Here is a 25,076-nt window from a genome sequence, read left to right on the forward strand (position 1 = left end):
CAGACAAAGGCCCGACGTGACGCAGGGAGCTAGGCAATCGTCGTGCCAGCCCATTCCAGGCTGCTTCCGCCGAGGGCGTGGCGGATCAAAACCGGGTGATGAAAGAAACTTGAAGCCCGCACCTCAACCGATGAAAGTCTTTTTAAGTCTTTCACTCAGAGGGTGGGTTCTCCTCCAAGCGGCGGAGAAAGGTCGGGTAGGACAGACCCAGAGCGCGGGCTGCCTCCATGCGCCGGCCGCCAAGCTGCTCGAGCACGTGCCGGACGTAGAGCCGCTCCACCTCATCAAGCGGCCGAGGCGGGCCCGACACGGAGAAGGCGTTGGGGTCGCCCGAGGCCGGCGTGCCGTTTCCCTTGGAGAGTGACGGCAGTTCCAGCGTCGGCCCGCCTTCAAGCACGAGTGCTCGCTCAAGCACGTTGCGCAGCTCCCGGACATTGCCGGGGAAGGGGTAGCTCAGCAGGCGCTCCTCCGCGGCGGGAGAGAAGGGGACGGGGCGTCGACCGAGTTCCGAGCAGAGCTCCAGCACGAGCGTCCGTGCGAGTGGCAGCACGTCCTCGCGGCGCTCGCGCAAGGGGGGCACCTCCACCCGGAACACGCTGAGCCGGAAGAGGAGGTCCTCGCGAAAGCGCCCGGCGGCGACCTCCGCTTCAAGGTCCTTGTTGGTGGCCGCCACGATCCGCGCGGTGCTCGTGAGCTCCGTCGTGCCACCCAGTCGCCGGAAGGCCCCCTTGTCCAGGAACGTGAGCAGCTTCGCCTGGAGCGCGAGCGGCAGCTCACCCACCTCGTCGAGGAAGAGCAGCCCATCGCTCGCCAGCTCCACGAGCCCGCGCCTGGCCGTCTTCGCATCCGTGAAGGCGCCGCGCTCGTGCCCGAAGAGCTCGCTCTCCATCATCGTGTCCGGGAGCGCGGCGCAGTTGATCTGCACGAAGGCCCCCTGCTTCTGGCGCAGGGCGTGGAGGTGGCGGGCGAGCACCGCCTTCCCGGTCCCCGTCTCCCCGAGCAGCAGGACGGGACTTCGCGGCGTGGTGGCGATCCGCTCCAGCATCTCCAGGGTCTGCTGCATCGCTGGCGAAAGAGGCTCCGCCATCCGATGCCGACCTTCGAGGACGCTCTCGGCCTGGCGCAGCCGCTCCTGGAGCTGGAGGTCGCTCGCCGCGCGGCGCGCGCGCATCACCAGGTCGTCAATCTCGACCGGCTTGCTCAGGTAGTCGCGAGCCCCCGCCCGGATGGCTTCGACGGCGCTCTCGATGTCGCCGTGCGCCGTCACCATCAGCACGACCGTCGCCGGGAGCTGGGCCCGCAGCTCGGGCAGGAAGACGAGCCCGTCACCGTCCGGCAGCCTTCGATCCAACACGACGAGGTCAGGCGCCTCCGCGGCGAGCGCGGCGCGGGTCTCATGCAGCGAACGAGCAACCCGGACGCGAAACCCTTCCTGGCTCAGCATGGACGCCGCGAGCGAGGAGAAGGTCCTGTCGTCATCGACGAGCAGCAGGGATGTGCTCATGAAGCCATTTTCTCGAGCGGAAGGCGGACCGTGAAGAGGCTGCCTCCAGGCACGCGGGTGTAGGAAACGCTTCCTCCATCATGCGCACGGATGGCCGTGCGTACCATCGGGAGCCCCAGCCCGATCCCCTTCGACCGCCCCACCGCGAATGGCTCCCAGAGCCGCGGCTCGAAGGCCGGGGGGACTCCTCCTGCGTTGTCCTCCACGATGAGCACCACCTCTCCGCCGTCGCGAAGGAGCCGGACCTGGACGCGGGGCGTGGGCTGCTGACCTATATCATGGGCCACGGCGCCGGCTTCGACGGCGTTGCGCATGAGGTTGTCGACAGCGGAGACCAGCAGCGTCGGGTCCCCCTTCACGAAGAGCCCCTCCTGGAGCGTGGTCTCGATGACGACGTCCGCGGCTTCCGGCAGGAGCCTCACGGCCTGAAGCGCGTCTTGGACCAGCAGGTGCATCTCACAGCTGCGCCGCTGCGTGGACTGGGGGGAGGCAAAGCTCAGCAACGAGCGGGCGAGGTGGCCGAGCCGCTCCGCCTGGGAGCGCAGCGCCTGGACGGGCAACGTCGTCTCCCCTCCCTTCGCGCGGATCATGCTGAGCGCGGCCTGCATGCTGTTGAGCGCGTTCTTCACCTCGTGGGCGATGAGCGAGGAGGCCGTGCCGAGCGCCGCCATCGTCTCCTGGCGCCGCAGTTGTTCTTCGGCTGTCACCAGTGAGCGGTAGGAGCGACGCAGGAGCACCGTGAAGAGCAGGAGCACTCCGCCGAACAGCGCGGTGTGGAAGCCGAGCTGGCCGAGGTAGCGGCGCTTGAGCATCTCGCGGTCCCTCGCCTCGTCCTCGAGCACGGCGAGCAGCATGCCGGTTCCGGGGACGAGCGCCGCGGCGCCGAGGAGCCGCGTGCCTCCGAGCGTGACGGCCCCGGGAGCCTCCACCAGCGGGCGGAGGCGCTCGGCGAGCTCCGGCTGGCGCAGCAGCGGCGGGGGCGTTGCCGGCAGGAGGAGCCGACCGCGCTCGCCGAGCAGGGCGACCATGGACTCGTTCGCCCCGCGAGGCGTCGCCGGCAGCAGCTCGCTCGCCGTCGCGAGCTCGCCCACGAGGAGGCCCACGACGCGCTCGTCGCGCACGACGGGGACCGCGACCGCGACGAGCCCGCCGCCCTCCTCGTCCAGCAGTCCGACCGAGGCGACCCGCTCCTCCACCGTCCGCCGGAACCACAGGCGCGAGGCGAGCGGTGTGCGCCCGAGCGCCATGTCCGCCGGGTCGCTCCACATGCGCTTGCCGTCCGCCGACACCAGCGCGACCCCCGCCGAGAAGAGGGACGTGTGGCTGAAGGCATTCTCGAGGAGCGCGACCTCGGGTCCCGAGGCTCCATCCTCGGGCCTGAGCGACGGGTGATCCGCGAGCCGCTGCAGCTCCGAGCGCAGCAGCCCCAGGTGCGCGCCCAGCGCATGGGCCTGGAGGCCCGCGCGGTCCGACAGGTGGGTGAGCAGCTCGCCCTCCGCCGTCTTCACGTCCTCCTGGTAGGCCACGAAGGGGATGACGAAGGCGGCGCCCCAGAGGAGCATCAGGCCGAGCACGGCGGACCGGCCCGCTTTTCTCTGCGTGCGAAGAAGCTCGCCCGGTGGGGGCACGAGAGACGTCAGGGAGGGATGGGCCGGAGGCGACGACATGCGCCCATCATCAACACATTTCGACCCGCACGGCAGTCGCTACGACAAGCCCCCCGCGCTGGGGAGGAGGGCCTGCTGCCCTCCCCCTCCCCCGCGCTCCCGCGTCAGCGCGCCGGGGCGGCGGGCGCCGTGCGCGGACCCGTCAGCTCGTTGACCACGCGCGTGGCGCCGTACACGTGCTCCAGCGCGGCGAGGATGCCGTCGCCGTGCACCGCGACGGCGCGGTTGGATTCGGGCACGTAGGCGTAGCGGCCCCCCAGCGACGGCAGGTTGCCATCGAAGATGAGGCCCACCACGTGCCCGTCGCGGTTCACCACCGGCGAGCCGGAGTTGCCGCCGATGATGTCGTTGGTCGTCGCCATGTCGAGCGGCGTCTGCGCGGGCACCTTCCCCTTCGCCTTCACCCACGGGGCGGGCAGCTTGAAGGGCTCCTTGCCGGTGTCGCGCCCGTACGCGCCGCCGAACGTGGTCAGCGCGGGCACGGCCGTGCCGTTGTCGTCCCAGCCCTTCACCTGGCCGTAGTTGAGCCGCAGCGTGAACGTGGCATCCGGCGCGCCCGACGTGCCGTTCACCGCCAGGTATGCCTTCGCGAGCCGCTCGCCGTTGCGCTTGAGCACCGCCTCCACCGTGTCCTCGTACTGCTTGCGCGACGCGCGCGTCTGGGCGTCCACCTTGCGCGCCAGGACGATCATCGGATCCTTGGAGGCGTCCACCGCCGCCTTGCCGCCCTCCAGCAGCGCCTTGCGCACGCTCACGTCCCCCAGCTTCGTGCCGCGCACCAGCGCGCGCGCCAGGTCCGCCGGGGCCTCCTTCCCCAGCACCTCGCGCACGAACGCGTCATCCGCGCCCAGCGTCTCGCGCAGCTTGTTGAAGCCGAACGTCATCTGCAGCGTCTCCAGCTCCGCGGGGATGGGCGCGTCGCGCAGGAGCTGCTGGCGCAGGCCGGGGAGCTGGCCGTCGGTGTACTCGCGCAGGCGCTCCGCGTTGGCCTTGGGCAGCTCCTCCGCCGCGCGCACCAGCGCCTGCGCGTGGGCGAACAGCTCCGAGCGGAAGGCGTCCCCCGCCCCCTTCATCCGGTAGTCATTCATCATCCGGCGCCACGCCTCCAGCGCCTTGCCCGTCTCCTCCCACATGCCCTGGGTGAGGGCCTTGGCCTGGGGGTTCGCGTCGATGCGCTTCTTGAGCTCCGCCTCCTCCTGCCGCTTGCGCGCGAGCAGCGCGGGGTCCGCCAGCGCCTCCTGCCGGCCGCGCAGGGCCTTCAGGCCGTTCTCCACGCCGCGCAGCCGCGAGCGCGCCATCCGGTAGCGATCCGCCGAGCCGCTGGTGAACTCCCGCAGCATCCCGCGCATCTCCGCCAGCGTCAGCAGCGTCTGGGGCAGGGCCACGTCGCGCTGGAACTCCAGCTCCGCCACGGTGCTCTTGCGCTCGGTGCCGCCGGGGTGGCCGGAGACGAACACCAGGTCCCCCTCCTTCGCGCCCTCCTGGGCCCACGGCAGGAAGTCCGGGCTCTTCGCGGGCGCGTCGTCCTGCCACACGCGCACGAAGGCCACGTCGTAGCCGAAGCGCGGGAAGTTGAAGTTGTCCGCGTCACCGCCAAAGGCGGCCATGGAGAACTCCGGCGCGAAGACGAGCCGCACGTCCTGGAAGCGGCGGTACTTGTAGAGCTGGTACTTGCCGCCGTTGTAGAGCGTCACCACGTCGCACCGCACGTCCGTGCCGGTGGCGCACGCGGCCTCCACCGCCGCGGTCTCCTTCTTCAGCGCGGTGTTGAAGGCCGCGCCGGTGAGGCCCTTCGTCGCCGTGTTCATCCGCCCGGTGACGTCCGTCATCTCCACCAGTTGGTTGGCCTCCACCTTGGGACAGCGCCGCTCCTCCTTCGCGGACTTCGCCTGGAAGCCCTTCGCGAGCAGGTCGTCCTTCGCGGTCGTCAGGTCCTCGATGCAGCCGCGAATGCAGTGGTGGTTCGTCATCACCAGGCCGTCCGGCGACACGAAGCTCGCGGAGCAGCCGCCCGCCAGCCGCACCGACCCCAGGCGCACCTTGTCCAGCCAGGCCTGGGTGGGCTCGAAGCCGTAGGCCTTCTTCACCTGGGCGGCAGGGAAGGCATCGTAGGTCCACATGCCCTCCTCCGCGGAGGCAGGGAGGGACAACAGCAGGCCGAGCGCGAAGAGTCCGCGGTGCATGGGCAGGCTTCCTTGGGTAGGGAGAAAGGACGTCCGGTTCTGTCAATGCGGACGGGCGTGCGTCAACCCGGCAGGCGACCGTGTATTCCGAGCCGGGGCACGGGGCGCCAGGGTATGCTCGGGCCCAATGTCCGAGAAGCACCACGTCTACCTCGTCCCCGGGTTCTTCGGCTTCACCAACCTGGGCGAGCTCCTCTACTTCGGCCACGCGTACGAGTTCCTGAGGAGGGACCTGGAGCGCCGGGGCGTGGACGCGGAGGTGGTGACGGTCGTCTCCCACCCCACCGCCTCCATCCGCCAGCGCACCGCGGATCTGCTCAAGGCCGTGAACGAGACGGCCTCCGGCGACAACGGCCCCATCCACCTGGTGGGCCACTCCACCGGCGGGCTGGACGCCCGGCTGTTCGTCAGCCCGGGCGCGCAGGTGTCGGAGGCGCTGGAGCTGGAGCCCTTCGCGCGCCGGGTGCGCACGGTGGTGACCGTCTCCGCGCCGCACGCGGGCACGCCCCTGGCCACCTTCTTCCTGGGGCTGTTCGGCCAGCAGCTGCTGAAGCTGTTGTCGCTGTTCACCATGTACGTGCTGAGGTTCGGCCGGCTGCCGCTGAGCGTGGTGTTCCGCTTCGGGCACCTGATGGCGCGCGCGGACAACCAGCTGGGGTGGAAGGCCACGCTGCTGGATCAGATCTTCGACCAGCTCCTGGGGGACTTCTCCACCGAGCGGCGCGACGCGGTGGCGAAGTTCCTGTGGGACGTGGGGCGCGACACGTCGCTCATCCCGCAGCTCACGCCCGAAGGCATCGACCTGTTCAACGGCGGCACCCACGACAGGCCCGGCGTGCGCTACGGCTCCGTGGTGACGCAGTCCCGGCCGCCCTCCCTGCGCACGCGCCTGGCGGCGGGCATGGACCCGTACGCGCAGCTCACGCACACCATCTACGCGTTCGTGTACGGCCAGACGCAGCGCATGCCGCTCACGCAGCTGCCCCTGCACACGCCCGCGCAGACGGCGGCGCTGGTGCAGGCCTACGGCGCGATGCCCGGCCCCACCGCGTGTGATGGCATCGTCCCCACGCGCTCCCAGGTGTACGGGCGCGTGCTGACGGCGGTGCGCGCGGACCACCTGGACGCCATTGGCCACTTCGACCAGCCGGCGCACCAGCCCCCGCACGTGGACTGGCTCATCTCCGGCTCGGGCTTCCGCCGGCCCCAGTTCGAGGCCCTGTGGAAGACCATTGGCGACTTCCTCATGGAGGAGGAGCCGCGGCGCTAACCGCGCTTGAACACCGCCAGGAAGCGCGCCTCCGCGACGCGCTGTCCGTCGGTGCCCAGCAGCTGCACGGGGATCCACGCCTCCGCCTTGTCGCCCTTCTCCCGCAGCGACGACGCGAGGCCCGAGAGCAGCTCCTCGGAGGGCTCGCACACCGCGCTCACCGCGGTCTTCGCCTTGGCGTGGAAGGACACCTCCATGCGGTTGACGAGCATCTTGTACTGGCTGGGCGGGAAGCGGCGGAAGAGCATCACGCCCATCGTCAGCTCCATCACCGTCACCTGGGCGCCCAGGTACACGCTGCCGACGTGGTTCTTCGTCTTGCGGTTGAGCGGCACGGTCGCCTTCACGCGCGCGTCCGTCACCTCCTCCACCCGGTAGCCCATGGCCGCCGCCAGCGGGACGATGTTCTTCACCGCCAACGTCGTCAGCGCGTTCGCCGCGCCCGGCGACACCTGCCGCACCTTCTCCACCATCTCCAACGCGAACATCCGGTCCTCCACCCTTCGACGCCACGCGCACCCTGGCCCGTGGCGCTTCCGTCATAGAGTGCCCGGCCCTATGGACACCAGCGTGGACGTGGTCGTCGTCGGCGGGGGACTCGCGGGCCTCACCGCGGCCCGGGACATCGCCCGCACGGGCGCCACCGTGGCCGTGCTGGAAGCACGCGACCGCCTGGGCGGCCGCACGCTCACCCGCGACGTGGGCGGCGGCGCCGTGGACCTGGGGGGCCAGTGGGTGGGCCCCCACCAGCACCACGTGCTGCGGCTCGCGGATGGCCTGGGCCTCAAGCGCTTCGCCCAGCACCACCAGGGCACCAAGGTGCTGGAGGTGCGCGGCGGGCTGCGCACGTACCGGGGCAAGGTCCCGTCGCTGCCCCTGCTGTCGCTGCTGGATTTGCAGCGCACGGTGTGGCGGCTGGATGCGCTGGCGAAGAAGGTCCCCCCGGAGAAGCCCGCCGCCACCCCGCGCGCCGCGGAGTGGGACGCGCTCACCCTGGAGCAATGGAAGCAGCGCCACGTGCCCACCTGGGGCGCTCGCGCCGCGCTGGACATCGCCGCCCGCGCGGTGTTCGCCGCCGAGCCGTCGGAGCTGTCCTTCCTGGGCTTCCTCTCCTACGTGCACTCCAACGGCGGCCTCATGCCGCTCACCGAAGTCGAGGGCGGCGCCCAGGCCGAGCGCTTCGTGGACGGCGCGCAATCCCTCTCACGCCGGCTGGCCCAGGCGCTGCCCCCGGAGCGCGTGGTGCTCTCCGCCCCCGTGCGCGCCGTCCTCCAGGACGGACGCGGCGTCACCGTCACCACCACCGACGGCCGCACCGTCCGCGCGCGCTACGCCGTCGTGGCCACGCCGCCCGCGCTCGCGGAGCGCATCGACTTCGGCGCGGACCTCCCGGCCGGACGCCGCCGCGTGCACGCGGAGCTGCCCATGGGCAGCGTCATCAAGGTCGTGGCCACCTACGCCCGCCCCTTCTGGCGCGAAGCGGGCCTGTCCGGCGAGGCCGTCAGCGACGTGGGCCCGGTGCGGCTGTGCTTCGACGACTGCGGCCCCCAGGGCCACCACCCCGCCCTGGTGGGCTTCTTCCTGGGCGACACCGCGCGCGCCTGGACGGGCCGCCCCTCCGCCGACATCCAGCGGGCCGCGCTGGAGGGCTTCGCGCGCTTCTTCGGCCCCCAGGCCCTGACGCCCATCGCCGTGGCGGAGCTGGACTGGAAGGCCGAGGCGTTCAGCACCGGCTGCTACGGGGGCCTGCCCCGCCCCGGCACCCTCACCGCCGTGGGCGACGCGCTGCGCGCCCCGTTCGGCCGCGTGCACTGGGCGGGCACCGAGACGGCCATCCACGGTACCGGCTACCTGGACGGGGCGGTGGAGTCCGGCGAGCGCGCCGCCACGGAGGTCGCCACCCGCCTGACCGCTCCAGGCCCCCCCTGAGCCGACGTGAACGGCCGGCTGCCTGCCCCACGGGCCGGCCGGACAGCCAGGCACGCGGCGCCGGGCCGTGGCACGGAGCGAAGGCCATCCCCACCCTTCCGGAAGCGCCGCGACGTCATGTCGACGCCCTGCCGCGCGCCACCACCTGACAAGGGATGCGGACCATGTACTCCACCAGCCACGTGAACCTGCCCCAGAACGCGCGCGAAGAGCTCATCGACATGCTCAACACGCTGCTCGCCAACGCCATCGACCTGCACTGGCAGGTCAAGCAGGCGCACTGGAACATCCGCGGCACCCACTTCTACAGCCGGCACCTGCTCTTCGACGAGGTGGCCAAGCACGCGCGGAAGCAGGCGGACTCCTACGCCGAACGCGCGGGCGCGCTGGGCGGCTACGCCCAGGGCACCATCCGTCTGGCCAGCAACAACAGCCAGCTGCCCGAGTACGACCTCCAGGCCGTGGACGGCGAGTCCCACATCCGCGCGCTGGTGGAGCGCGTGGGCCGCTACGCCGCCAGCCTCCGCGACGGCATCACCAAGTCGGACGAGGTGAATGACCCCGTCACGGCGGACATCCTCACCCAGACCCTGGGCGAGACGGAGGAGGACCTCTGGTTCCTGGAGAGCCACCTCAACGGCGATGCCCGCGTGGGCGCCACCGTTCCGCCCCGGGGCGGCGGCAACCGCCGGGGCCGCGCCGCCGAGGACATCAGCCAGGCCGCGACCTGAGCCCGGGCCCCGGGTGTCGCGTCCCCGCACGGTTCTCCTGCGCGGGGACGCCCGGGTCCGTATAGAACGCGTCCTCTGGATTCCAGGAGGGCGCGCGCATGGCGGCTCAGGACGACCATTGGGATGGCAAGGTGTGCCTCATCACGGGGGCCACCGGCGGCATCGGCCAGGAGACGGCGAAGGCCCTGGCACGGCTGGGGGCCACGCTGGTGGTGTCCGGCAGGGACGAGGCCCGCACGGCGGCCACCGTCGCCGCCGTCCGCGAAGCCGCGCCCCGGGCCCGCGTGGAGTCACTGCTCGCGGACCTGTCGTCGCTCGCCTCCGTGCGCGCCCTGGCCCAGGCCTTCCGTGAGCGCCACCCGCGCCTGGACGTCCTCGTCAACAACGCGGGCCTCATCATCGACCGTCGGCAGGTGACGGTGGATGGTTACGAGGCCACGTTCGCGACGAACCACCTGTCGCACTTCCTGCTCACGCACCTGCTGCGCGATCTGCTGGTGGCCAGCGGCCCCGCGCGCATCATCAACGTGTCGTCGGAGGGGCACCGCCTGGCGAACGCCGACTTCCTGGACGACCCGCAGACGGCGAACCGGCCCTACCGGCCCATCCAGGTCTACGGCAACGCCAAGCTCAGCAACATCCTGTTCAGCAAGGGATTGGCGAAGCGCCTCGCGGGCACGCAGGTGACGGCGAACGCGCTGCACCCGGGCGTGGTGCGCACGGGCTTCGGGCACAACGGCGAGGGCTTCTTCCGGCACCTCGTGAAGCTGGGCGCGCCCTTCATGATCTCCCCGGAGAAGGGCGCACGGACGTCGGTGTACCTGGCCTCCTCGCCCGAGGTCGCTGGCGTCAGCGGGGAATACTTCAAAAAATGCCGCAAGGTGAAGCCGTCGTCCGCCGCCCGGGACGAGGCGCTCGCGGAGCGGCTCTGGCAGGTGAGCGAACAGCTCACGGGAGTGAAGGCATGATCGACCTGTACACGTTCAAGACGCCCAACGGCCGCAAGATCTCCATCGCGCTGGAGGAGCTGGGCATCCCCTACAAGACCCACGTCGTGGACATCTCCAAGGGGGACCAGTTCAAGCCCGAGTTCCTGGCCATCAACCCCAACAACAAGATTCCGGCCATCGTGGACCACGCGGCGCCCGGCGGCGCTCCGCTGGCGCTCTTCGAGTCCGGCGCCATCCTGCTGTACCTGGCGGAGAAGACGGGCGCGCTGATGCCCCATGATCCGCGCGGCAAGGCGGAGGTGACGCAGTGGCTGATGTTCCAGATGGGCGGCGTGGGGCCCATGCTCGGCCAGTTCAACCACTTCGCGAACTACGCCCCCACGAAGGTGCCCTACGCCATCGACCGGTATCGCGCGGAGTCCAAGCGTCTGCTGGGCGTGCTGGACCGGCAGCTGGCCTCGCGCGACCACCTGGCCACGCAATACTCCATCGCGGACATCGCCACGTACCCGTGGATCAAGGCCATGCACAGCGGGTTCCCCGACCTCTTCCTGGACACGCACAACATCGTGCAGTGGCTGCACCGCGTGGGCAGCCGTCCCGCCGTGCAGCGGGGCATGCAGGTCCCCTGACGCAGCGGAGGCACGCGGAGGGCCCGGGCAACCGCCCCGCTGACCTGGGGCGGCGCCTGAAAGTGGGCGGCAGCGCCTGACGCGCGCCGTCGCCGTCCGCCCAGCGGGCAGGCGGGCACCCGCGCGCGGGAAGTCGGGGAATGGGGTGCCTAGCTTGGAGGGCATGATTGAACCTCCTGCTCCGCCCCGCCTCGTGTTCCGCGCCCTCGGTCCAGGGCTCGTCGGCGCCACCGCGCTGACGCTGGTGCACGAGGGTGCCCGCCGCGTCCTGAAGCACCCACCGCGCATGGACGTGTTGGGCATGCGCTCGCTCAAGAAGGGCATCCGCTTCTTCGGCGGTGAGCCGCCCCCGGACCGGCGGCTGCACCGCCAGACGCTGGCGGCGGACCTGCTGTCCAACGGCCTCTTCTTCTCGCTCGTCGCCCTGGGCCGTCCCAGACGGCCGTACCTGCGCGGGGCGGTGCTGGGGCTGCTGGCGGGCCTGGGCGCGGTGGTGCTGCCCCCGAAGCTGGGCCTGGGCAAGGCGCCGTCACGGGCGCGGCCCTCCACGTCCCTGCTCACGGTGGCCTGGTACACGCTGGGCGGACTCGCCGCCGCGCGCGCGACGCGCCGGCTGGTGGCCCGGAGCGCGCTGGCGCCGCCGCTGGGACGCCCCGTCGGGTAGGAGGGCCGCCGGGGACGCCAGGGTTGGCGAGTGGATTCCATCGCGTCCGGGCACTTGCCGCGGACGGGAGGGCGTCACCAGCCTTGAAGGCTCATGGCCACTGACTTCACCCGCCTGCCCCTGCGCGGCTTCCAGGATGCGTTGAACGTCGTCGTCGAGTCGCCTCGCGGCTCGACGGTGAAGCTCAAATACGACACGAAGCTCCAGGCCTTCACCCTGTCGCGGCCGCTGACGCGCGGCTTCCGCTACCCGTTCGACTGGGGCTTCATCCCCAGCACGGAGGGGCCGGACGGCGACCCGCTGGACGCGCTGGTGTACTGGGACGTGCCCACGTGGCCCGGCGTCGTGCTGCCGTGCCGTCCGCTGGGCGTGCTCCTGGTGGACCAGAAGAAGAAGGACAGCCAGACGGGGGCGCGGGAGCGCAACGACCGCGTGCTCGTCGTGCCGGTGAACGCGCCCCGCGCGGAGGGGCTGAGCTCCTACCAGGACCTGTCCCGGCGCGAACTGGAGGAGCTGGAGCACTTCTTCCTCGCGGTGGTGCACTTCGCGGACAAGGACGCGCACGTCCTCGGGTGGGAAGGCCCCGAGGCCGCCGAGCGCATGGTCATCCAATACGCCCTGAAGAAGGACTGACGCGCCATGCCCCCTCCCACTCCCATCCGGGGCCTGGGCCCCGACACCGCGCTGGGCGACGCCGCCCGCCGCATCCTCGCCGGCCGGCTCGCGGACGCCCGCCACCCCGAAGCGCAGCTCGACGGTGAGCTGGACGAGGACGGCGTGCACGACATGCGCGTGGCCACCCGCCGCCTGCGCGCCGCGCTCCAGGTGTTCCAGGCCACCGGCAAGCTCACCCGGCTGGAGGCGGACGTGAAGCGCCTCCAGGACGCCCTGGGCGGCGTGCGCGACCTGCACGTCCAGGACGCGTGGCTGGGCAGCGCCGTGAAGGGCAAGAAGGACACGGCCAAGGCGCTGGACGGGCTGCGCAAGACGCACCTGTCCGGCCTGAAGGCGAAGGAGAAGACGCTGCGCGCGGAGCTGGAGCGCTGGTCGGAGCGCACCGTGCCGCGCCTGCTGAAGAAGCTGGACTCGCTGCAGGACGACCACCGCTTCGCCGGCAAGCGCGTGCGCGGCCACCTGCGCCAGCGCCTGCGCCGCGTGGAGAAGCGCCTGGAGCGCTACGCGGACGCCCCCGACGCCACGTCCGCCCACGCCCTGCGCAAGGATTTGAAGAAGCTGCGCTACGAGCTGGAAATCTACCAGCCCGCCTTCCGCCGCACCGTGGGCGCGCTGCTGGAGGTGCTGGTGCCCCTCCAGGACGGGCTGGGCGAACTGCACGACGCGGACGTGCGGCTGGAGCTGTTCGAGCGCGCCGCCGCCGAGGCTCCACCCGGTCAGCGCAAGGCCGCGCGCAAGCTGCTGCCCCAGGCCCGGGAGGAGCGCGCGGAGCGCTCCGCCGAAATCGCACGGGAGGTGCAGCGCTGGCACGCGGAGGCCATCCCCAAGCGCCTGCGCAAGGCCTTGACCTGAGCCGCCCCACCACCGACGCGGGGCCCGACCTGGGGTCCATGCCCGGCACGCCCTGACGTGTCCCCCACGCCTGGCGTGGCCGCCGCGACACATCCTGGCGACGGACCTCAGGGAGGCGAGCGTGGCACGCCTCCTTGCCGACACTCACCCCGCCGGGCCCCTGGTGGAGGGGCGGGGGCGTTCCTACATCCCTGACAGATGTGATCCGCCCTGCGCACAGGTCGGAGGGCAGGCAACCCTCCCCAGGGGGCATCCGGAAGAACCTTCGGATCAGGGCGCTGTAAAAACTGCCGGCTTCCGCCCTAAGCATCGAAGCCACTTCGCGCAACCCACCAGAATCATTGAGGTTGGCCGCTGGCTGGCATTGGCACCTGCATTGCTAAAGCTATCTCCCGTCGCAGCAAACGAGCGGAACACATCCCGCCCTCTTCCCCGAGAGACCCCCATGCAGGCTTCCAACTCCTTCTCTTCTGCTGACTCGCTCTCCACGTACCTCTCGGAGATCAACCAGTACCCGCTGCTGAGCCCGCAGGAGGAGCAGGCGCTCTCCCGCAGCTTCCGCGCCGGCGACCTGTCCGCGGGCCACCACTTGGTGACGAGCAACCTGCGCTTCGTGGTGAAGGTGGCGTACGAGTACCGCTCCTACGGCCTGAAGATGTCGGACCTCATCCAGGAGGCGAACATCGGCCTGATGAAGGCCGTGCAGAAGTTCGACCCGGAGAAGGGCATCCGCCTCATCTCCTACGCGGTGTGGTGGATCCGCGCGTACATCCAGAACTACGTGCTGCGCAACTGGAGCCTGGTGAAGCTGGGCACGACGCAGGCGCAGCGCCGGCTGTTCTTCAGCCTGGCCCGCACCCGCCGCGAGCTGGAGAAGCTGGGCGCCGGCGACGGCCACATCGTCAACGCGGAGGAGATCGCCCGCAAGCTGAACGTGAAGCCCACGGAAGTGCGTGAGATGGAGCAGCGCATGGGCGGCCGGGACCTGTCCCTGGACGCGCCGGTGGGTGAGGACGGGGACGCGACGCACCTGGACTTCGTCGAGTCCGAGTCCGCCTCCCACGCGGATGAGGTCGCGGACCGGCAGCAGGCGGGCCTCACCCGCACGCTGGTGCAGCGCGCCCTGACGCGCCTGGACCCGCGCGAGCGCTTCATCATCGAGCAGCGCGTGATGAGCGACTCGGAGATGACCCTGAGCGAGCTGGGCGAGCACTTCGGGTTCTCCCGCGAGCGCGCCCGTCAGCTGGAGATCCGCGCCAAGGACAAGCTGAAGGCGGAGCTGGCGAACCTGATGGCCGAGGCGGGCCTGGACCAGGCCGAGCTGGCCGCGTAACGCCCGGGACGCAGCACCTGCGACAGCAAGCCGGCCCCGGACCCTCGCGTGGGAAGCGCGAAGGCTCGGGGCCGAGTCATGTCCGGGCTACTGGGGCCGCGGCGGCGTGGCGCCCGGCGACGACTCACCGCTCTCCGGCGCGGCGGGGGCGGCGGGCTGGGCGCTGGACGTGGCGTCGATGCGCAGCGCCTGCGGCTCACCGCTGTTCGCATCCGTGCGGTACGAGGCCCGCACCTGCGCGCCTTCCTGGATGTCCGCGGCGCTGGCGGCCCGGCCGTCCACCTGCACCTGCGTGGCGGGGCCCACCTGGAGTCGCAGCCGCGGTTCGCCGCCCTGGCTGAGCAGCACCTCCTGGGCGCTCGCGCTCAGCACCTGGCCGGAGATCTGCTGCTCCGGAGCGGCCTGCGGGGAGGCCACCGCCACGGGCCGCTGGACGGAGTTGGCGGGCGGCTGCGCGGGGGCGCTCTGGCCCACCGCCTCGCGCTGCTGGACCGTCTCACGCTGCTGGACCGTGAGGCCCTGCTGGAGCCGGCGCTGGGCCTCCAGCGCGCTCGCCTGCGCCTGCTGGGCCTCCGACTGGGCCTGCTGGGTGCTGGCCTGCGCCTGCTGCTGGCTCGCCTGGGCCTCCTGGGATTCCTTCTGGGCCCGGGCCCGCGCCTCCTGGAGCTCCTGCTGCTTCTGCTGGAGGTCCTCCTGGGCGCGCGCGGCCTCCCGCTGCTGGTTGGAGGCTTCCTTCTGGGCGTCGCGCGCGCTGTCGAAGGCCTTCTCTGAACGCTCCTGGGCCTGCTCCACCTCCTGGCTCGCGGAGACCGTCTGGCCCGAGGTCGTGGGGGTGGTGGTCTCCTGCCGGCTGCGATCGCCGTCCTGGCAGCCGGTGCCCACCACCAGTGCCGCGACTCCGGCGGTCAGCCATGTTGCGCGCGATTTCATGGGGTTCTCCTGTCGAAGGGATGACATCGCAAAGATGGCGCGGGCCCTCGGGGAACCAAGCCATGGGGCCGCGAGCGCTCGGCGCCCTGCCCCCCCTGCGGCAGGCAGTCACTTTGGGGCTACCGCGACTGGAGGAATGGCGATAAGGGGCGCCCCCCCATGCGCGCCTGCGGACTCGACTTCGGAACCAGCAACACCGCCCTGGCCCTGCCGGATGGCACCGTGCTGCCCCTGCAACCCCACACGCCGGAGCCGCGTCTGTTCCGCTCCGTGTTGTTCTTCGCGGAGGACGAGAAGGAGATCTTCGCGGGCGCGGACGCCATCAACCGCTACCTGGAGGACAACAACGGGCGGTTCATCCAGTCCGTGAAGTCCTTCCTGCACAGCACGTCCTTCCGGGCGACGCAGGTGAAGGGGCGCACGTTCACCATCGAGGACCTGGTGGCCATCCTGCTGCGCCGCGTGCGCGAGTCGGCCGGGGCGCACCTGGGCGAGCCACCGGACGCGGTGGTGATGGGGCGGCCGGCGGTGTTCACGCCGGATCCAGAGGCGGACGCCCTGGCGGAGAAGCGGCTGCGCAAGGCGGCGGAGCTGGCGGGCTTCACGCACGTCCAGTTCCTCATCGAGCCCATCGCGGCGGCGCTCGCGTACGAGGCGCGGCTGACGCGCGATGAGCTGGTGCTGGTGGCGGACTTCGGCGCCGGCACCACGGACCTGACGCTGATGAAGCTGGGGCCGTCGCGCCGGGGGAACCTGGACCGCAGGCCGGACGTGGTGGGGTCCACGGGCGTGCGCATCGGTGGTGACCGGTTCGACGCGGAGATCATGCGGCACAAGCTGCTGCCGCGCTTCGGGGCGGGGTCCACGTACAAGGTGAAGGGCTTCAGCCACAAGCGGCTGCCCATCCCGCAGCACGTGATGGCGAAGCTGCTGAACTGGCATGAGATGTCCTTCATCCGGGAGAAGTCCACGCAGGAGCTGCTGGAGGTGATGCTCGACACGAGCGACCACCCGGCCGAAATCGAAGCGCTCTACGACCTGGTGATGGACAACCTGGGCTACCGGCTGTTCCGGTCGATTGAAGCCGCGAAGGTGCGGCTGTCGAGCGAGGACGTGGCGACCATCGACTTCGACGAGGGGCGCATCCGCCTGCACGAGCCGATCACGCGCGCCGAGTTCGACACGGCGAGCCGGGCGTTGCTGGATGAACTCGCGCAGTGCACCGAAGGGCTGTTGGCGAAGCACCCGGAGGCCAGGGACATTGACGCCGTGTTCCTGACGGGTGGTTCGTCACAGATTCCCGCCGTGCGGGAGCTGTACGTGAAGCGCTTCGGTGAGGACCGCGTGCGCACCGCGGATGCCTTCACCTCCGTGGCGGAGGGTCTGGGACGCGCGTCCTCGTGGCTCGCGGGGTGAGGCATGGGTGGACCGACAGCATGGCGGCACGGGCTTGCGGCGGGCATCGCGCTCATGCTGTCGACGGCGTGTATCGGGCCCACGGATAGGACCTTCGTCACCGGGAAGATACAACCCCGGCAGATCCGCTTCGTGACGATCATCGAGACACCGCCGGAGGAAGAAGGAGGATGGAGGGCAGCCTGCATCCACATCCGGATTACGCGCGGAAACACTGGCGAATCCATCCTCTGCAGATTCGGGATCGAAACGCCCATCCACAACCTGGAGGGCCCCATCTCCACCCCACTGGCGCAGCGAATCACGGCGGCCCGAATCAACGAGGCCACGCAGACCGTCTTTGGCACCGCCACGATTGAGTCTCCGCTGGGGATGCTATGCGAGTCGCTGAAGGCGACGTTGCGGCCGATAATGAGGGCGTCCATCGCAGGCGCGGCGGTGACGACGCGGTGTAACGAGAAGGCCAGTCCGGTGCAGTTTGGCGCCTTCACCCTCTGACCTTGGAGGCTTCTCGCCATGCACCCAGACACCCAGCAACTGCTGACCATTGCCAGGCACTACTGGCCAGCACCGGGAGCATCCGAGGACGATGCCCCTGAGCACGCACGTCGCGCCCACCGCTGGGATGAGGCACTCCAGTTCATGCCTCAGTGGAATGGATTCCGAAGGGATCTGCGCGCATTGCTCCCAGGCTTCACCGTAGGGGACAACTCCGCGCCGTCCCAGGCATGTTTGGGCTGCACCGCCTATCCGGCGACAGGGGTACCCCTTCCCTCTGTTCCCTGGGCCGTCGTGGCGTGCTTGAGCATCCTGGCGCCTGTCTTCACCGTCTATGGCGTCTCGTTTGAATACGAGGGATGCAAACGCAGTGGAGCCCGGCTGCACTTGGACCCGCTGCCAGAAGCCATGAAGGGGACAGCCCACCTCATCGCGAGGGAACTGGAGGCCCGTTTCAACGTCAGCAGGTTGCCGCGAGAAGTCGCGGCCATCCCGGTGCCACTCGTAGTGGAGTGGACGCGTCCACCCCAGACCACCCTGTTCGACGCGCTCTTTACCAGCGATCCGACCAACATCCCGTGATGGAGTGCCCCGTCGGACCTCAGGGCCCCACGTCCACCGTGCGGAGGGCCCAGTCCACGCCGCCGCGGCCGTCGCGGGCCACCACCCAGAGGGTGATCCGCTCCGGCGCCATGGGCGTCTGGTAGGTCGTCGTCGGGTCGCCGGGCTTGCCGTCCACCGGCTCCAGCGAACGGAACGAGTTCACCTCGCCCTCCCCCGTCGCGAACCAGCTGTAGAAGACCTGCTCCGTCCTGGGCCCGTCCACCGTGGCGTAGGGCTCCGCGCTGCCCTCCGCCAGCACCGGCGTGAACGTCACCTCCGTGTCCAGCGGCAGCGGCCCCACCAGCGGCGCGCCGTTCCACAGCACGTCCTGCATCACCGGGTTCAGGTTCGGCGTCTGCGTGGAGCGCAGCGTGATGCGCCGCACCCCGCGCTCCAAGCCCTCCGGCGTCCCGCTGCCGTCCGTCGCCTCGTACCCCACGAACAGCGGCAGCCCCGCCTCCAGCACCGAGCGCACCGCCGGGTCGTTGAAGTCGAACCCGCCCCCGCTCCCCCCACCCGTGCCGCCCGTCACCGCCTGGAACGACGCGATGAGCAGCGCCTGCACGGCCGGGTCGCTCAACGACAACACCCCGTCCTGCAACGCCACGCCGGTGTCCCCCGGGCAGCCCGTGTCCCCGTAGGGGTTCACGTCCGGCCGGCACAGCGCGTACGTCACCGTCACCGGACGGCCGTCCGGCGTCACCGCCAGCGCGTTGAACGTCACCGGCGGCGGCAGCGTGGACGCGTTCGGATCCAACGCCAGCTCCGCGGGCTCCGCCTTGATGGCCAGCACCCGCACGCGGCGGATCTCACTCTGCAATTCGAAGTCGTTACCGCACGCGCTCAACACCAGCAGCGCGGCACACAGCAGGACAGGGGTGCGCATGGCGTCAGAAGCTCCCCTTGGCGCCGAGGATGGGCAGGATGGGCAGGCCCTTGAAGAACTCGCGCTGAGAGTAATTGTAGTTGTAGGCCACGCCTTCGACGGACTGGTTGTTGTAGGCGTTCGTCAGGTCCAGGTAGACGTTCAGGTTCCACGTGTCGAAGATGAAGCTCTTGTCCACGCGGATGTCCAACTGGTTGAACGACGGCAGCCGCTGCGAATTGATGGCCCCGTAGTACGGGATGAACACGTCCGTCGTGTCGTCGCGCCGCGCGCCCTCCACCGGCGTCGTCGGGTTGCCGGACGCCAGGCGGAAGCGCGCGCCCACCTCCCAGCCCTTCGGCAGCTTGTAGCTGGCGATGGCCGTCAGCACGTGCGTCTGGTCGTTGTCGAACAGGCGCCAGCGCGCGTCCGGCGCGTCCCGCCGCTCGCTGCGGCTGAGCGTGTACGAAATCCAGCCGAACAGCCGGTCCGTCAGCGCCCGGCGCACCAGCAGCTCGAAGCCGTAGATGCGCCCCACGCCGCCGTTCTTCAGCACCTCCGGCACCGACTCGCCGTCGCGGATGATGCGCGCGTTGGAGCGCACGATGAGGTCGTCCAGGTCGTTGTAGAAGACCTCGCTGCCCACGAACCACTCCGGCCGCGCCTGCCACTCCGCGCCCACGCTGTACTGGAGCGACCGCTTCGCCCCCAGGTCCGGGTTGCCGAACCCCGGCGACGGCTCATCCTGCGTCGGGGGGCTGTGGTAGACGCCCGCGCCGCCCTTCAGCGTCAGCGACTCCGTGAGCGCGTAGCGCACCGCCAGCCGGGGGTTCACCGAGCGCTTCACCTCCTGCTGCTCCGTGAAGATGTAGCTCTCCGTGCGGATGCCCGGCACCACCAGCAGCTCCTTCACCGGCCGCCACCGCACCTCCGCCCACGCGGACGGGTAGTACTGGGAGAAGGTCCCGTCGATGTTGATGAGGTCCTCCGTCACCAGCGGAGACGGCGGCTCACCCTCGCGCGGCGGCTGCTGGATGCTCGCCGTCACCTTCGCCAGGTTCGTCACCACGTCCAGGCCGCCGGCCACCGCCACCGTGTCGTTGAACACGTACTCAATCGTGGGACGCAGGAACAGGTCCGTGGACGCGATGCGCAGGCCACGCTCGCCAATGGAGAAGTCCAGCAGCGTGTTGCCCACGAGCGCGTGCGTGTCCAACGTCAGCTTGCCCTCGCGGTACTGGTGCCGCAGGCGCAGCTGGTTGAAGCCCGTCGTCACGTCCAGGCCCCCGTTGACGGTGGGGTCGTCGTCCGCCGGCTGATCCAACAGGAGCGCCAGCCGGTCGCGCGACGTGAGCCCCTGCAGCGTGAAGGTGTGGCGCTTGTTCGGCTTCCACACCAGCTTCGCCTGCGCGTCGTAGTAGCGCGGCGCCACCTGGAGGCTGTCGTCGTCGAACGGCACCGCCTTGAGCACCACGTCGATGTACGAGCGCCGGCCGCCGATGGCGAAGCTCAGCGTGTCCGTGATGGGGCCCTCCACCACCGCGTTGGACTCGATGAGGCTGATGCCCACCGTGGCGTGCAGCCGGTCCGTTCGCGGCTCGCGGCTGCGCACGTTGATGACGCCGCCGGTGATGTTGCCGTAGTACGCGGAGAAGTTGCCGGGCAGGTAGTCCACCGCCTCCAGCAGCTCCGAGTTGTACACGGAGGTGAGCCCACCGAAGTGGTACAGGATGGGGATGCGCAGGCCGTCCAGGAAGACGCCGGACTCCTGGGGGCTGGTGCCACGGATGACCAGCGCGCCGCCGTTGAACGCGGGCCGCGCCACGCCCGGCAGGTTCTGCACCACCTTGAGCGTGTCACCCTGCGTGCCCGGGATGCGCTGCACCTCCGCCACCTGGATGGTGGTGCGCGTCACCTCCTTGCGCTCGCGGTCGCTTCGCACCACCGTCTCGTACGCGCTGAAGATGCGCCGCTGCACGTAGTACGTGGCCTGCGTCTCCTGCCCCTCCGCGATGGTCTCCTGCGTGCGGAAGCGATCATAGCTGCCCAGCACCACGACCACCGGGTGCGTGCCCACCGGGACGCCCCGGAAGGAGAAGCGGCCCTCGCCGTCCGTCACGGTGGAGCGGTCCAGTTCCGTCAGCACCACCTCCGCGCCCACCAGCGGCTTGCGCGTGCCGCGCTCCAGCGCCTTGCCGCTGAAGTTCACCGGGCCCTGCGGCTCCGCGACGCCGCCGTCGGTGGCGACCTCCGGGGGCGGCTCCGGCGCGCGGAACACGAACTGGTAGGCGTACTGGATGCGCACCGGCGCGGGGACGTTGTCCACCTCCGCGGGCTCGAACTGGAACTGCTTCACCGCGGCGATGGCCGCCTCGTCGAAGCCGTTGCCGGCGGGCTGGGTGACCTCGACATTCGTGACGGCGCCCGTCTCCGAGATGTCGATGAACATCACCACCGTGCCCTCCAACTGCTGGGCGGCGGCCTCCGGCGGATAGGTCGCTTCGACCTGGCGCAGGAGCGCGGGTGGCTTCGTCAGCACCCCGGTGGGAACGCCAGCATCGCCAGCGGGGAGGCCAGCTTCACCAGCGGGAACACCTGCGTCCGGGGCCTGAGCTGCAGCCCCGGTCGCAAGCAATACACAGACGACGCAAGCGAGCGTTTTCATGAAGGGTGCGCGGGTCTCCCGCGCCCCCTCCTAGCGCCCCCCGAGGCTGGGCGCGAGCACGATTTCGATGCGCCGGTTCTGGCTCTTGTGCTCCGGCGTGTCGTTGGCGACGATGGGCTGGTACTGCCCGTAACCCGCCGCGGACAGCGACGTCGGGTCCACGCCCGAGTCCTGCAGCGAGCGCACCACCGCCATCGCGCGCGCCAGGCTCAGCTCCCAGTTGGACGGGAACTGCCCGCCGCCCGTGGGCACGTCGTCCGTGTGGCCCTCCACGCGGATGATGCGGCCGCGCACCGTCTTGAGCGCGTCCGCGATCTTCACGAGCGCCTCCTGCCCTTCCTTGCCCACACGCGCGGAGCCGGACGCGAAGAGGATCTTGTCCTTGAGCTGCACGGTCATCCGGCCCTTCATCTCCGACAGCTCAATCTTCCCGTCGGAGATCTCCTGCTTGAGGCTCTGGGCCAGGTTCTCGTACTCGGAGCTCTTCTTCTCCAGCTCCTCCTTGGCCTGCGCCAGCTTCTTCGTGTTGCGCGCCAGCTCGTCGTTGAGCGCGGCCAGCTGCGCGTTCTTCTCCTCCAGGGCGCGGCGCTCGGCCGCGGCGCTGGTGAGGCGGCTCTCGGAGGCGTTGAGGCGCGTCTCCAGCGCGGCCTTCTCCTGGGTCAGCGCGGCCTGCTGCTCCTCCAGCGCCTGGATCTTCGCCTCGGCCGCCGTGCGCGCCGCCTTCTCGTCCGTGAGGTTCTTCGTCAGCCCCTCGGCTTCCAGGGCCTTCTCGTTGAACTTGCCCTGCGAGACGCAACCCGTGGAAAGGGCAACCAGGGCAGCCAGAACCAGACGTGTCCGCATATGTGCGCTTCCTCCTGACAAGATGTTGGTGGGTCCGAGACTACCGCTCTCGGGCCCAGAACCTAGGAGAAACGCGCATCTACTTTGGGAACCAACTTCCCGGCCTGGTGGCCTACTGGGGGAAGATGGGGTGGGTGTTCAGCCAGGAGCTGAAGAGGGCGTCCGCGAAGGGCTTGCCGGGAATGTGGACCCCGCCGGAGGCGCCGCCGGAGACGTGGAGGCCGGAGCCCGGCAGGTAGGTGAGGACCAGGTCATCCCCCTTGCGCACGTCGTGGAGCGACGAGAGGAGCTTCTCCAGGGACTGGTTGAGGGTCTGCTCGCGCATGGCGGGGTTCTTGCGCAGGCCTTCGCGGAAGCTGCCCACCAGCTGGTCCCGGGTGATGGTCCGCAGGAACCGGAAGTGCAGTCGTTTCAGGCTGTTGGAGGCCACGGCCTCCTTGAAGCAGGTGGGCTCCTCCTCCATGTAGAGGCTCCACACGTAGATGTTGAAGAAGAGCTTCTTCTTCAGCTCCATGTGGGTGAGCGCGAGTGTGCGCCCCTCCACCTGGAGGGAATCCGGCATGTCGACCCCGCCCGCCTGTCCCGCATGGGCGACACCGCCCACCAGCAGGAGCATCCCCAGCGCGAACCCTCGCGCCCCCATTTTCAACGCCGTCCCCGTCATCGCCTTCCCCTTCACCCTCTTCCGAGCCGGTGATCGCAACGGTGCGCACTCTCCATGAAACCGCTACCGGCGCCGATCATTGGTTTGTGCACCATTGGACGGCAACCGGGCCCTTCTGGCAAGGACGTTGGGGCGCAAGTGACACCCCGCGTCGGAAGGAAGCGGGGCGGGAGCACGGGGAGGTGGCGGCTACTGCCGGTCGCTGAGCCGCTGTTGCAACAGCCAGGTGTAGAGGGACAGGTCGGCGTAGGCGGTGTCCCAGGTCGCGCCGTTGTGTCCTCCGTTGGGATAGACGGTGACGGGGCGCATCGCGCTCACGCCCGCGCCGCACTTCGTGTCCAGCCAGACCTTGATGCTGGTGGAGCGCGACGGCGTGTCGAGCGCGCCATGGAACGCCCAGATGGGCAGCGGCTTGAGGTCGCAGACGTTCGGGCTGTTGGTGGGCGTGGAGGTGAGCGCGATGGGGACGATGGCCGCCAGCTTGTCCCTGTGGAGCATGGCCAGGTCGATGCTGGTGTTGGCCCCGCCGCTCAGGCCCGTGAAGTAGACGCGGTCCGCGTCCACCCGGTAGTTCTTCTTCGTGTCCTCCAGCAGCGCCAGCAGCGTGTTGACGTTGAACCAGCCGTTGCCGCTGTTGGTGACCGGCGCGCGCTGGTTGGGCGAAATCACGATGGCCTGCATCGCCGCGCGGAAGCTGGCCGAGTTGAACTGCTTCGCCAGCCCCTCCGGGTTGGCCAGCACCGCCGTGTGGTCCACGGTGAGCGTCGAGCCGCCAATGCCGTGGAGCGAGATGATGAGCGGCCAGCGCGTGGTGCGGTCGTCGTTGTAGCCCTCCGGGAGGAACACCGCGGCGTCATAGCGGGGGCCGCGCGCCACGGTCTGCTGCCCGGCCGCGCAGGTGGTGGGGCCCGTGGGGAGGACGGCGTTCGGCGTCCCCATCAGCTTGAACTCCCGCAGCCGGCAGTACGGCGCGTCCTTGCACACCAGGCGCACCTTCGTGGTGATGACCGGACTGGTGAAGCTCAGCGTCCTGAACGTGGTGGTCAGCGGGTTGCCGTCCACCACCGTGCCGGGAATCGTCTTCCAGCAGCCCCCGTCCCACGCTTGCAGCTCGAAGGCCGTCATCGCGGCGGCCGCGGTCGCGGTGGTGGACAGTTGCAGCTCCGCGCCCTGGAGTTCGTGCGGCCCCTGGAGGTCCACGTCGAAGTAGTTGTGCGTCAGGAAGCTGTAGGACGACTCCCAGCGCGTGGTGAGCGAGCCGTCCACCGCGAACGCCGGCACGTACGTCGTGCTGCTGCTGCCGGCGGAGACCGGCTTGTCGAGCGCGACGTTGGTCACCACGGCCGGGGACGTCACCGTCACGCGCACGTCGTCAAAGCCCGTGGCCCCCTGGTTGTCGGTGGCGGTGAGCCGGAAGGTGGAGACCCCGGCGACAAGGCCGCTCACGCTCAGCGTCGCGGTGTTCGCGCCGCTCAACGTCGCCGTGGGGCCGTCCACCTGCGTCCAGGCCAGCGAGGCCACGGTCCCGTCCGCGTCGGTCGCGCTCCCGCTCAAGCCCAGGCTGTTCGCGGGCAGGGTGAGCGCCGCGTCCGGCCCCGCGCTGGCCACCGGAGCGAGGTTCGCGGTGCCGCCATGGAGCGAGCCGAAGACCCACAGCTCCTTCACGCGGCAGTTGTCCGCCAGCGGATCCAGGCAGGTGAGCCGCACCTTCTTCGCCGTCACCATTTGGGTAAAGGTCGTGGACACCGCGATGCTCGCGTTGGCCGTCTGGCTGGCGCCCGGAATCAGCTTCCAGCCGGTGCCGTCGTCGTAGGCGATTTCATAGTGCTGGATGGGCTTGGTGTCGCGGAAGCCGGTGTAGAGCTCCATCCGCATCAGGTCGAACGTGCCCTGCAGGTCGATGTCCAGTTGCCGCGTCGGGGTGTAGATGCCCGGACACCAGCGCGAGGCGTCGTCCGTGATGTTCCCATCCACCGCGTATGACGGCTGGAAGGGCGACTGGGAGGACGTGGCCGTCGCCGGCTTGTTCAGCGTGACATTGAGCAGCGGGGCGTCCAGGCCCGCACGCTGCTCCGCGAACCCGGCGCCTTCCGGCGCGCCACAGCCGATGAGCGCGAACGTCGCCAGCGCGCCCAGGAGCGATTGAAACCGTTGCATGGTGCCTCCCTGATGAGAACGAAGCACCTATCATGCATTACCTGT

General features: G+C 70.2%; 22 protein-coding genes. 12 read left to right on the forward strand and 10 right to left on the reverse strand.

The window, feature by feature from the left end:
• Positions 1 to 151: 151 nt before the first annotated feature.
• The 3 genes from OV207_RS34295 to OV207_RS34305 form a co-directional block, all read right to left on the reverse strand.
• Positions 152 to 1,504: a sigma-54-dependent transcriptional regulator gene (locus tag OV207_RS34295; protein ID WP_193346582.1), complete on the reverse strand. Its 1,353-nt coding sequence runs from the start codon at positions 1,502 to 1,504 to the stop codon at positions 152 to 154.
• A complete protein-coding gene (locus tag OV207_RS34300; RefSeq protein WP_267559315.1) occupies positions 1,501 to 3,171 on the reverse strand; it encodes a sensor histidine kinase in 1,671 nt (556 codons plus the stop codon). The genes OV207_RS34295 and OV207_RS34300 overlap by 4 nt, the downstream gene beginning before the upstream one ends.
• Before the next feature lie 104 nt (positions 3,172 to 3,275).
• Complete coding sequence (locus OV207_RS34305; protein ID WP_267559316.1) at positions 3,276 to 5,354, reverse strand: S46 family peptidase; 2,079 nt, start codon at positions 5,352 to 5,354, stop codon at positions 3,276 to 3,278.
• A gap of 127 nt (positions 5,355 to 5,481) precedes the next feature.
• Here OV207_RS34305 and OV207_RS34310 point away from each other — a divergent pair, with 127 nt between their 5' ends.
• Positions 5,482 to 6,624: an esterase/lipase family protein gene (locus OV207_RS34310; RefSeq protein ID WP_193346579.1), complete on the forward strand. Its 1,143-nt coding sequence runs from the start codon at positions 5,482 to 5,484 to the stop codon at positions 6,622 to 6,624.
• On the opposite strand, the gene OV207_RS34315 is transcribed toward OV207_RS34310, so the two are convergent.
• The gene (locus OV207_RS34315) at positions 6,621 to 7,112 is read right to left on the reverse strand and encodes a DUF4442 domain-containing protein (RefSeq protein WP_193346570.1); all 492 of its coding nucleotides are present in this window, start codon (positions 7,110 to 7,112) and stop codon (positions 6,621 to 6,623) included. The two genes, OV207_RS34310 and OV207_RS34315, sit on opposite strands and share 4 nt — an antisense overlap.
• Positions 7,113 to 7,182: 70 nt before the next feature.
• Between OV207_RS34315 and OV207_RS34320 the strand changes: the two genes are divergently transcribed.
• The 8 genes from OV207_RS34320 (at position 7,183) to OV207_RS34355 (ending at position 14,390) form a co-directional block, all read left to right on the forward strand.
• On the forward strand, positions 7,183 to 8,553 hold the full coding sequence (locus tag OV207_RS34320; protein WP_267559317.1) for a flavin monoamine oxidase family protein: 1,371 nt from the start codon (positions 7,183 to 7,185) through the stop codon (positions 8,551 to 8,553).
• Between the two features lie 164 nt (positions 8,554 to 8,717).
• The gene (gene dps, locus OV207_RS34325; protein WP_267559318.1) at positions 8,718 to 9,284 is read left to right on the forward strand and encodes a DNA starvation/stationary phase protection protein Dps; all 567 of its coding nucleotides are present in this window, start codon (positions 8,718 to 8,720) and stop codon (positions 9,282 to 9,284) included.
• A gap of 98 nt (positions 9,285 to 9,382) precedes the next feature.
• On the forward strand, positions 9,383 to 10,252 hold the full coding sequence (locus OV207_RS34330) for an SDR family oxidoreductase (protein WP_267559319.1): 870 nt from the start codon (positions 9,383 to 9,385) through the stop codon (positions 10,250 to 10,252).
• Positions 10,249 to 10,866: a glutathione S-transferase N-terminal domain-containing protein gene (locus OV207_RS34335; RefSeq protein ID WP_267559320.1), complete on the forward strand. Its 618-nt coding sequence runs from the start codon at positions 10,249 to 10,251 to the stop codon at positions 10,864 to 10,866. Before OV207_RS34330 ends, OV207_RS34335 begins: the two co-directional genes overlap by 4 nt.
• A gap of 163 nt (positions 10,867 to 11,029) precedes the next feature.
• Positions 11,030 to 11,530 carry a hypothetical protein gene (locus tag OV207_RS34340; protein WP_267559321.1) on the forward strand — a complete coding sequence of 167 codons (501 nt, stop codon included), beginning with the start codon at positions 11,030 to 11,032 and terminating at the stop codon, positions 11,528 to 11,530.
• Between the two features lie 93 nt (positions 11,531 to 11,623).
• Positions 11,624 to 12,163: an inorganic diphosphatase gene (locus OV207_RS34345; RefSeq protein WP_193346564.1), complete on the forward strand. Its 540-nt coding sequence runs from the start codon at positions 11,624 to 11,626 to the stop codon at positions 12,161 to 12,163.
• A 6-nt stretch (positions 12,164 to 12,169) separates the two neighbouring features.
• On the forward strand, positions 12,170 to 13,057 hold the full coding sequence (locus OV207_RS34350) for a CHAD domain-containing protein (RefSeq protein WP_267559322.1): 888 nt from the start codon (positions 12,170 to 12,172) through the stop codon (positions 13,055 to 13,057).
• A gap of 445 nt (positions 13,058 to 13,502) precedes the next feature.
• A complete protein-coding gene (locus OV207_RS34355; RefSeq protein WP_193346562.1) occupies positions 13,503 to 14,390 on the forward strand; it encodes an RNA polymerase factor sigma-32 in 888 nt (295 codons plus the stop codon).
• An 87-nt stretch (positions 14,391 to 14,477) separates the two neighbouring features.
• Here the strand turns inward: OV207_RS34355 and OV207_RS34360 are convergent, their stop codons facing one another.
• On the reverse strand, positions 14,478 to 15,320 hold the full coding sequence (locus OV207_RS34360; RefSeq protein WP_267559323.1) for a hypothetical protein: 843 nt from the start codon (positions 15,318 to 15,320) through the stop codon (positions 14,478 to 14,480).
• 159 nt (positions 15,321 to 15,479) lie between these two features.
• Between OV207_RS34360 and OV207_RS34365 the strand changes: the two genes are divergently transcribed.
• The 3 genes from OV207_RS34365 to OV207_RS34375 all read left to right on the forward strand — a co-directional run bounded on the left by OV207_RS34365 (position 15,480) and on the right by OV207_RS34375 (position 17,816).
• Positions 15,480 to 16,736, forward strand: coding sequence for an Hsp70 family protein (locus OV207_RS34365; protein WP_193346560.1), 1,257 nt, complete (start codon positions 15,480 to 15,482; stop codon positions 16,734 to 16,736).
• 3 nt (positions 16,737 to 16,739) lie between these two features.
• Entirely contained in the window at positions 16,740 to 17,234 is a 495-nt protein-coding gene (locus OV207_RS34370; protein WP_267559324.1) for a hypothetical protein, read from the forward strand.
• A 303-nt stretch (positions 17,235 to 17,537) separates the two neighbouring features.
• Positions 17,538 to 17,816: a hypothetical protein gene (locus OV207_RS34375; RefSeq protein WP_267559325.1), complete on the forward strand. Its 279-nt coding sequence runs from the start codon at positions 17,538 to 17,540 to the stop codon at positions 17,814 to 17,816.
• 19 nt (positions 17,817 to 17,835) lie between these two features.
• On the opposite strand, the gene OV207_RS34380 is transcribed toward OV207_RS34375, so the two are convergent.
• The 5 genes from OV207_RS34380 to OV207_RS34400 form a co-directional block, all read right to left on the reverse strand.
• The gene (locus OV207_RS34380) at positions 17,836 to 18,723 is read right to left on the reverse strand and encodes a hypothetical protein (protein WP_267559326.1); all 888 of its coding nucleotides are present in this window, start codon (positions 18,721 to 18,723) and stop codon (positions 17,836 to 17,838) included.
• Between the two features lie 4 nt (positions 18,724 to 18,727).
• Entirely contained in the window at positions 18,728 to 21,367 is a 2,640-nt protein-coding gene (locus OV207_RS34385; protein ID WP_267559327.1) for a TonB-dependent receptor domain-containing protein, read from the reverse strand.
• 30 nt (positions 21,368 to 21,397) lie between these two features.
• Positions 21,398 to 22,210 (reverse strand): OmpA/MotB family protein, encoded by an 813-nt coding sequence (locus tag OV207_RS34390; RefSeq protein WP_267559328.1) that lies wholly within the window; start codon positions 22,208 to 22,210, stop codon positions 21,398 to 21,400.
• A 112-nt stretch (positions 22,211 to 22,322) separates the two neighbouring features.
• Positions 22,323 to 22,874: a chalcone isomerase family protein gene (locus tag OV207_RS34395; RefSeq protein WP_193346554.1), complete on the reverse strand. Its 552-nt coding sequence runs from the start codon at positions 22,872 to 22,874 to the stop codon at positions 22,323 to 22,325.
• 189 nt (positions 22,875 to 23,063) lie between these two features.
• The gene (locus OV207_RS34400; protein WP_267559329.1) at positions 23,064 to 25,031 is read right to left on the reverse strand and encodes a discoidin domain-containing protein; all 1,968 of its coding nucleotides are present in this window, start codon (positions 25,029 to 25,031) and stop codon (positions 23,064 to 23,066) included.
• Positions 25,032 to 25,076: the final 45 nt, after the last annotated feature.

The organism is Corallococcus sp. BB11-1 (genome assembly GCF_026626625.1).
In the GTDB taxonomy this organism is placed as follows: Bacteria; Myxococcota; Myxococcia; order Myxococcales; family Myxococcaceae; genus Corallococcus; species Corallococcus soli.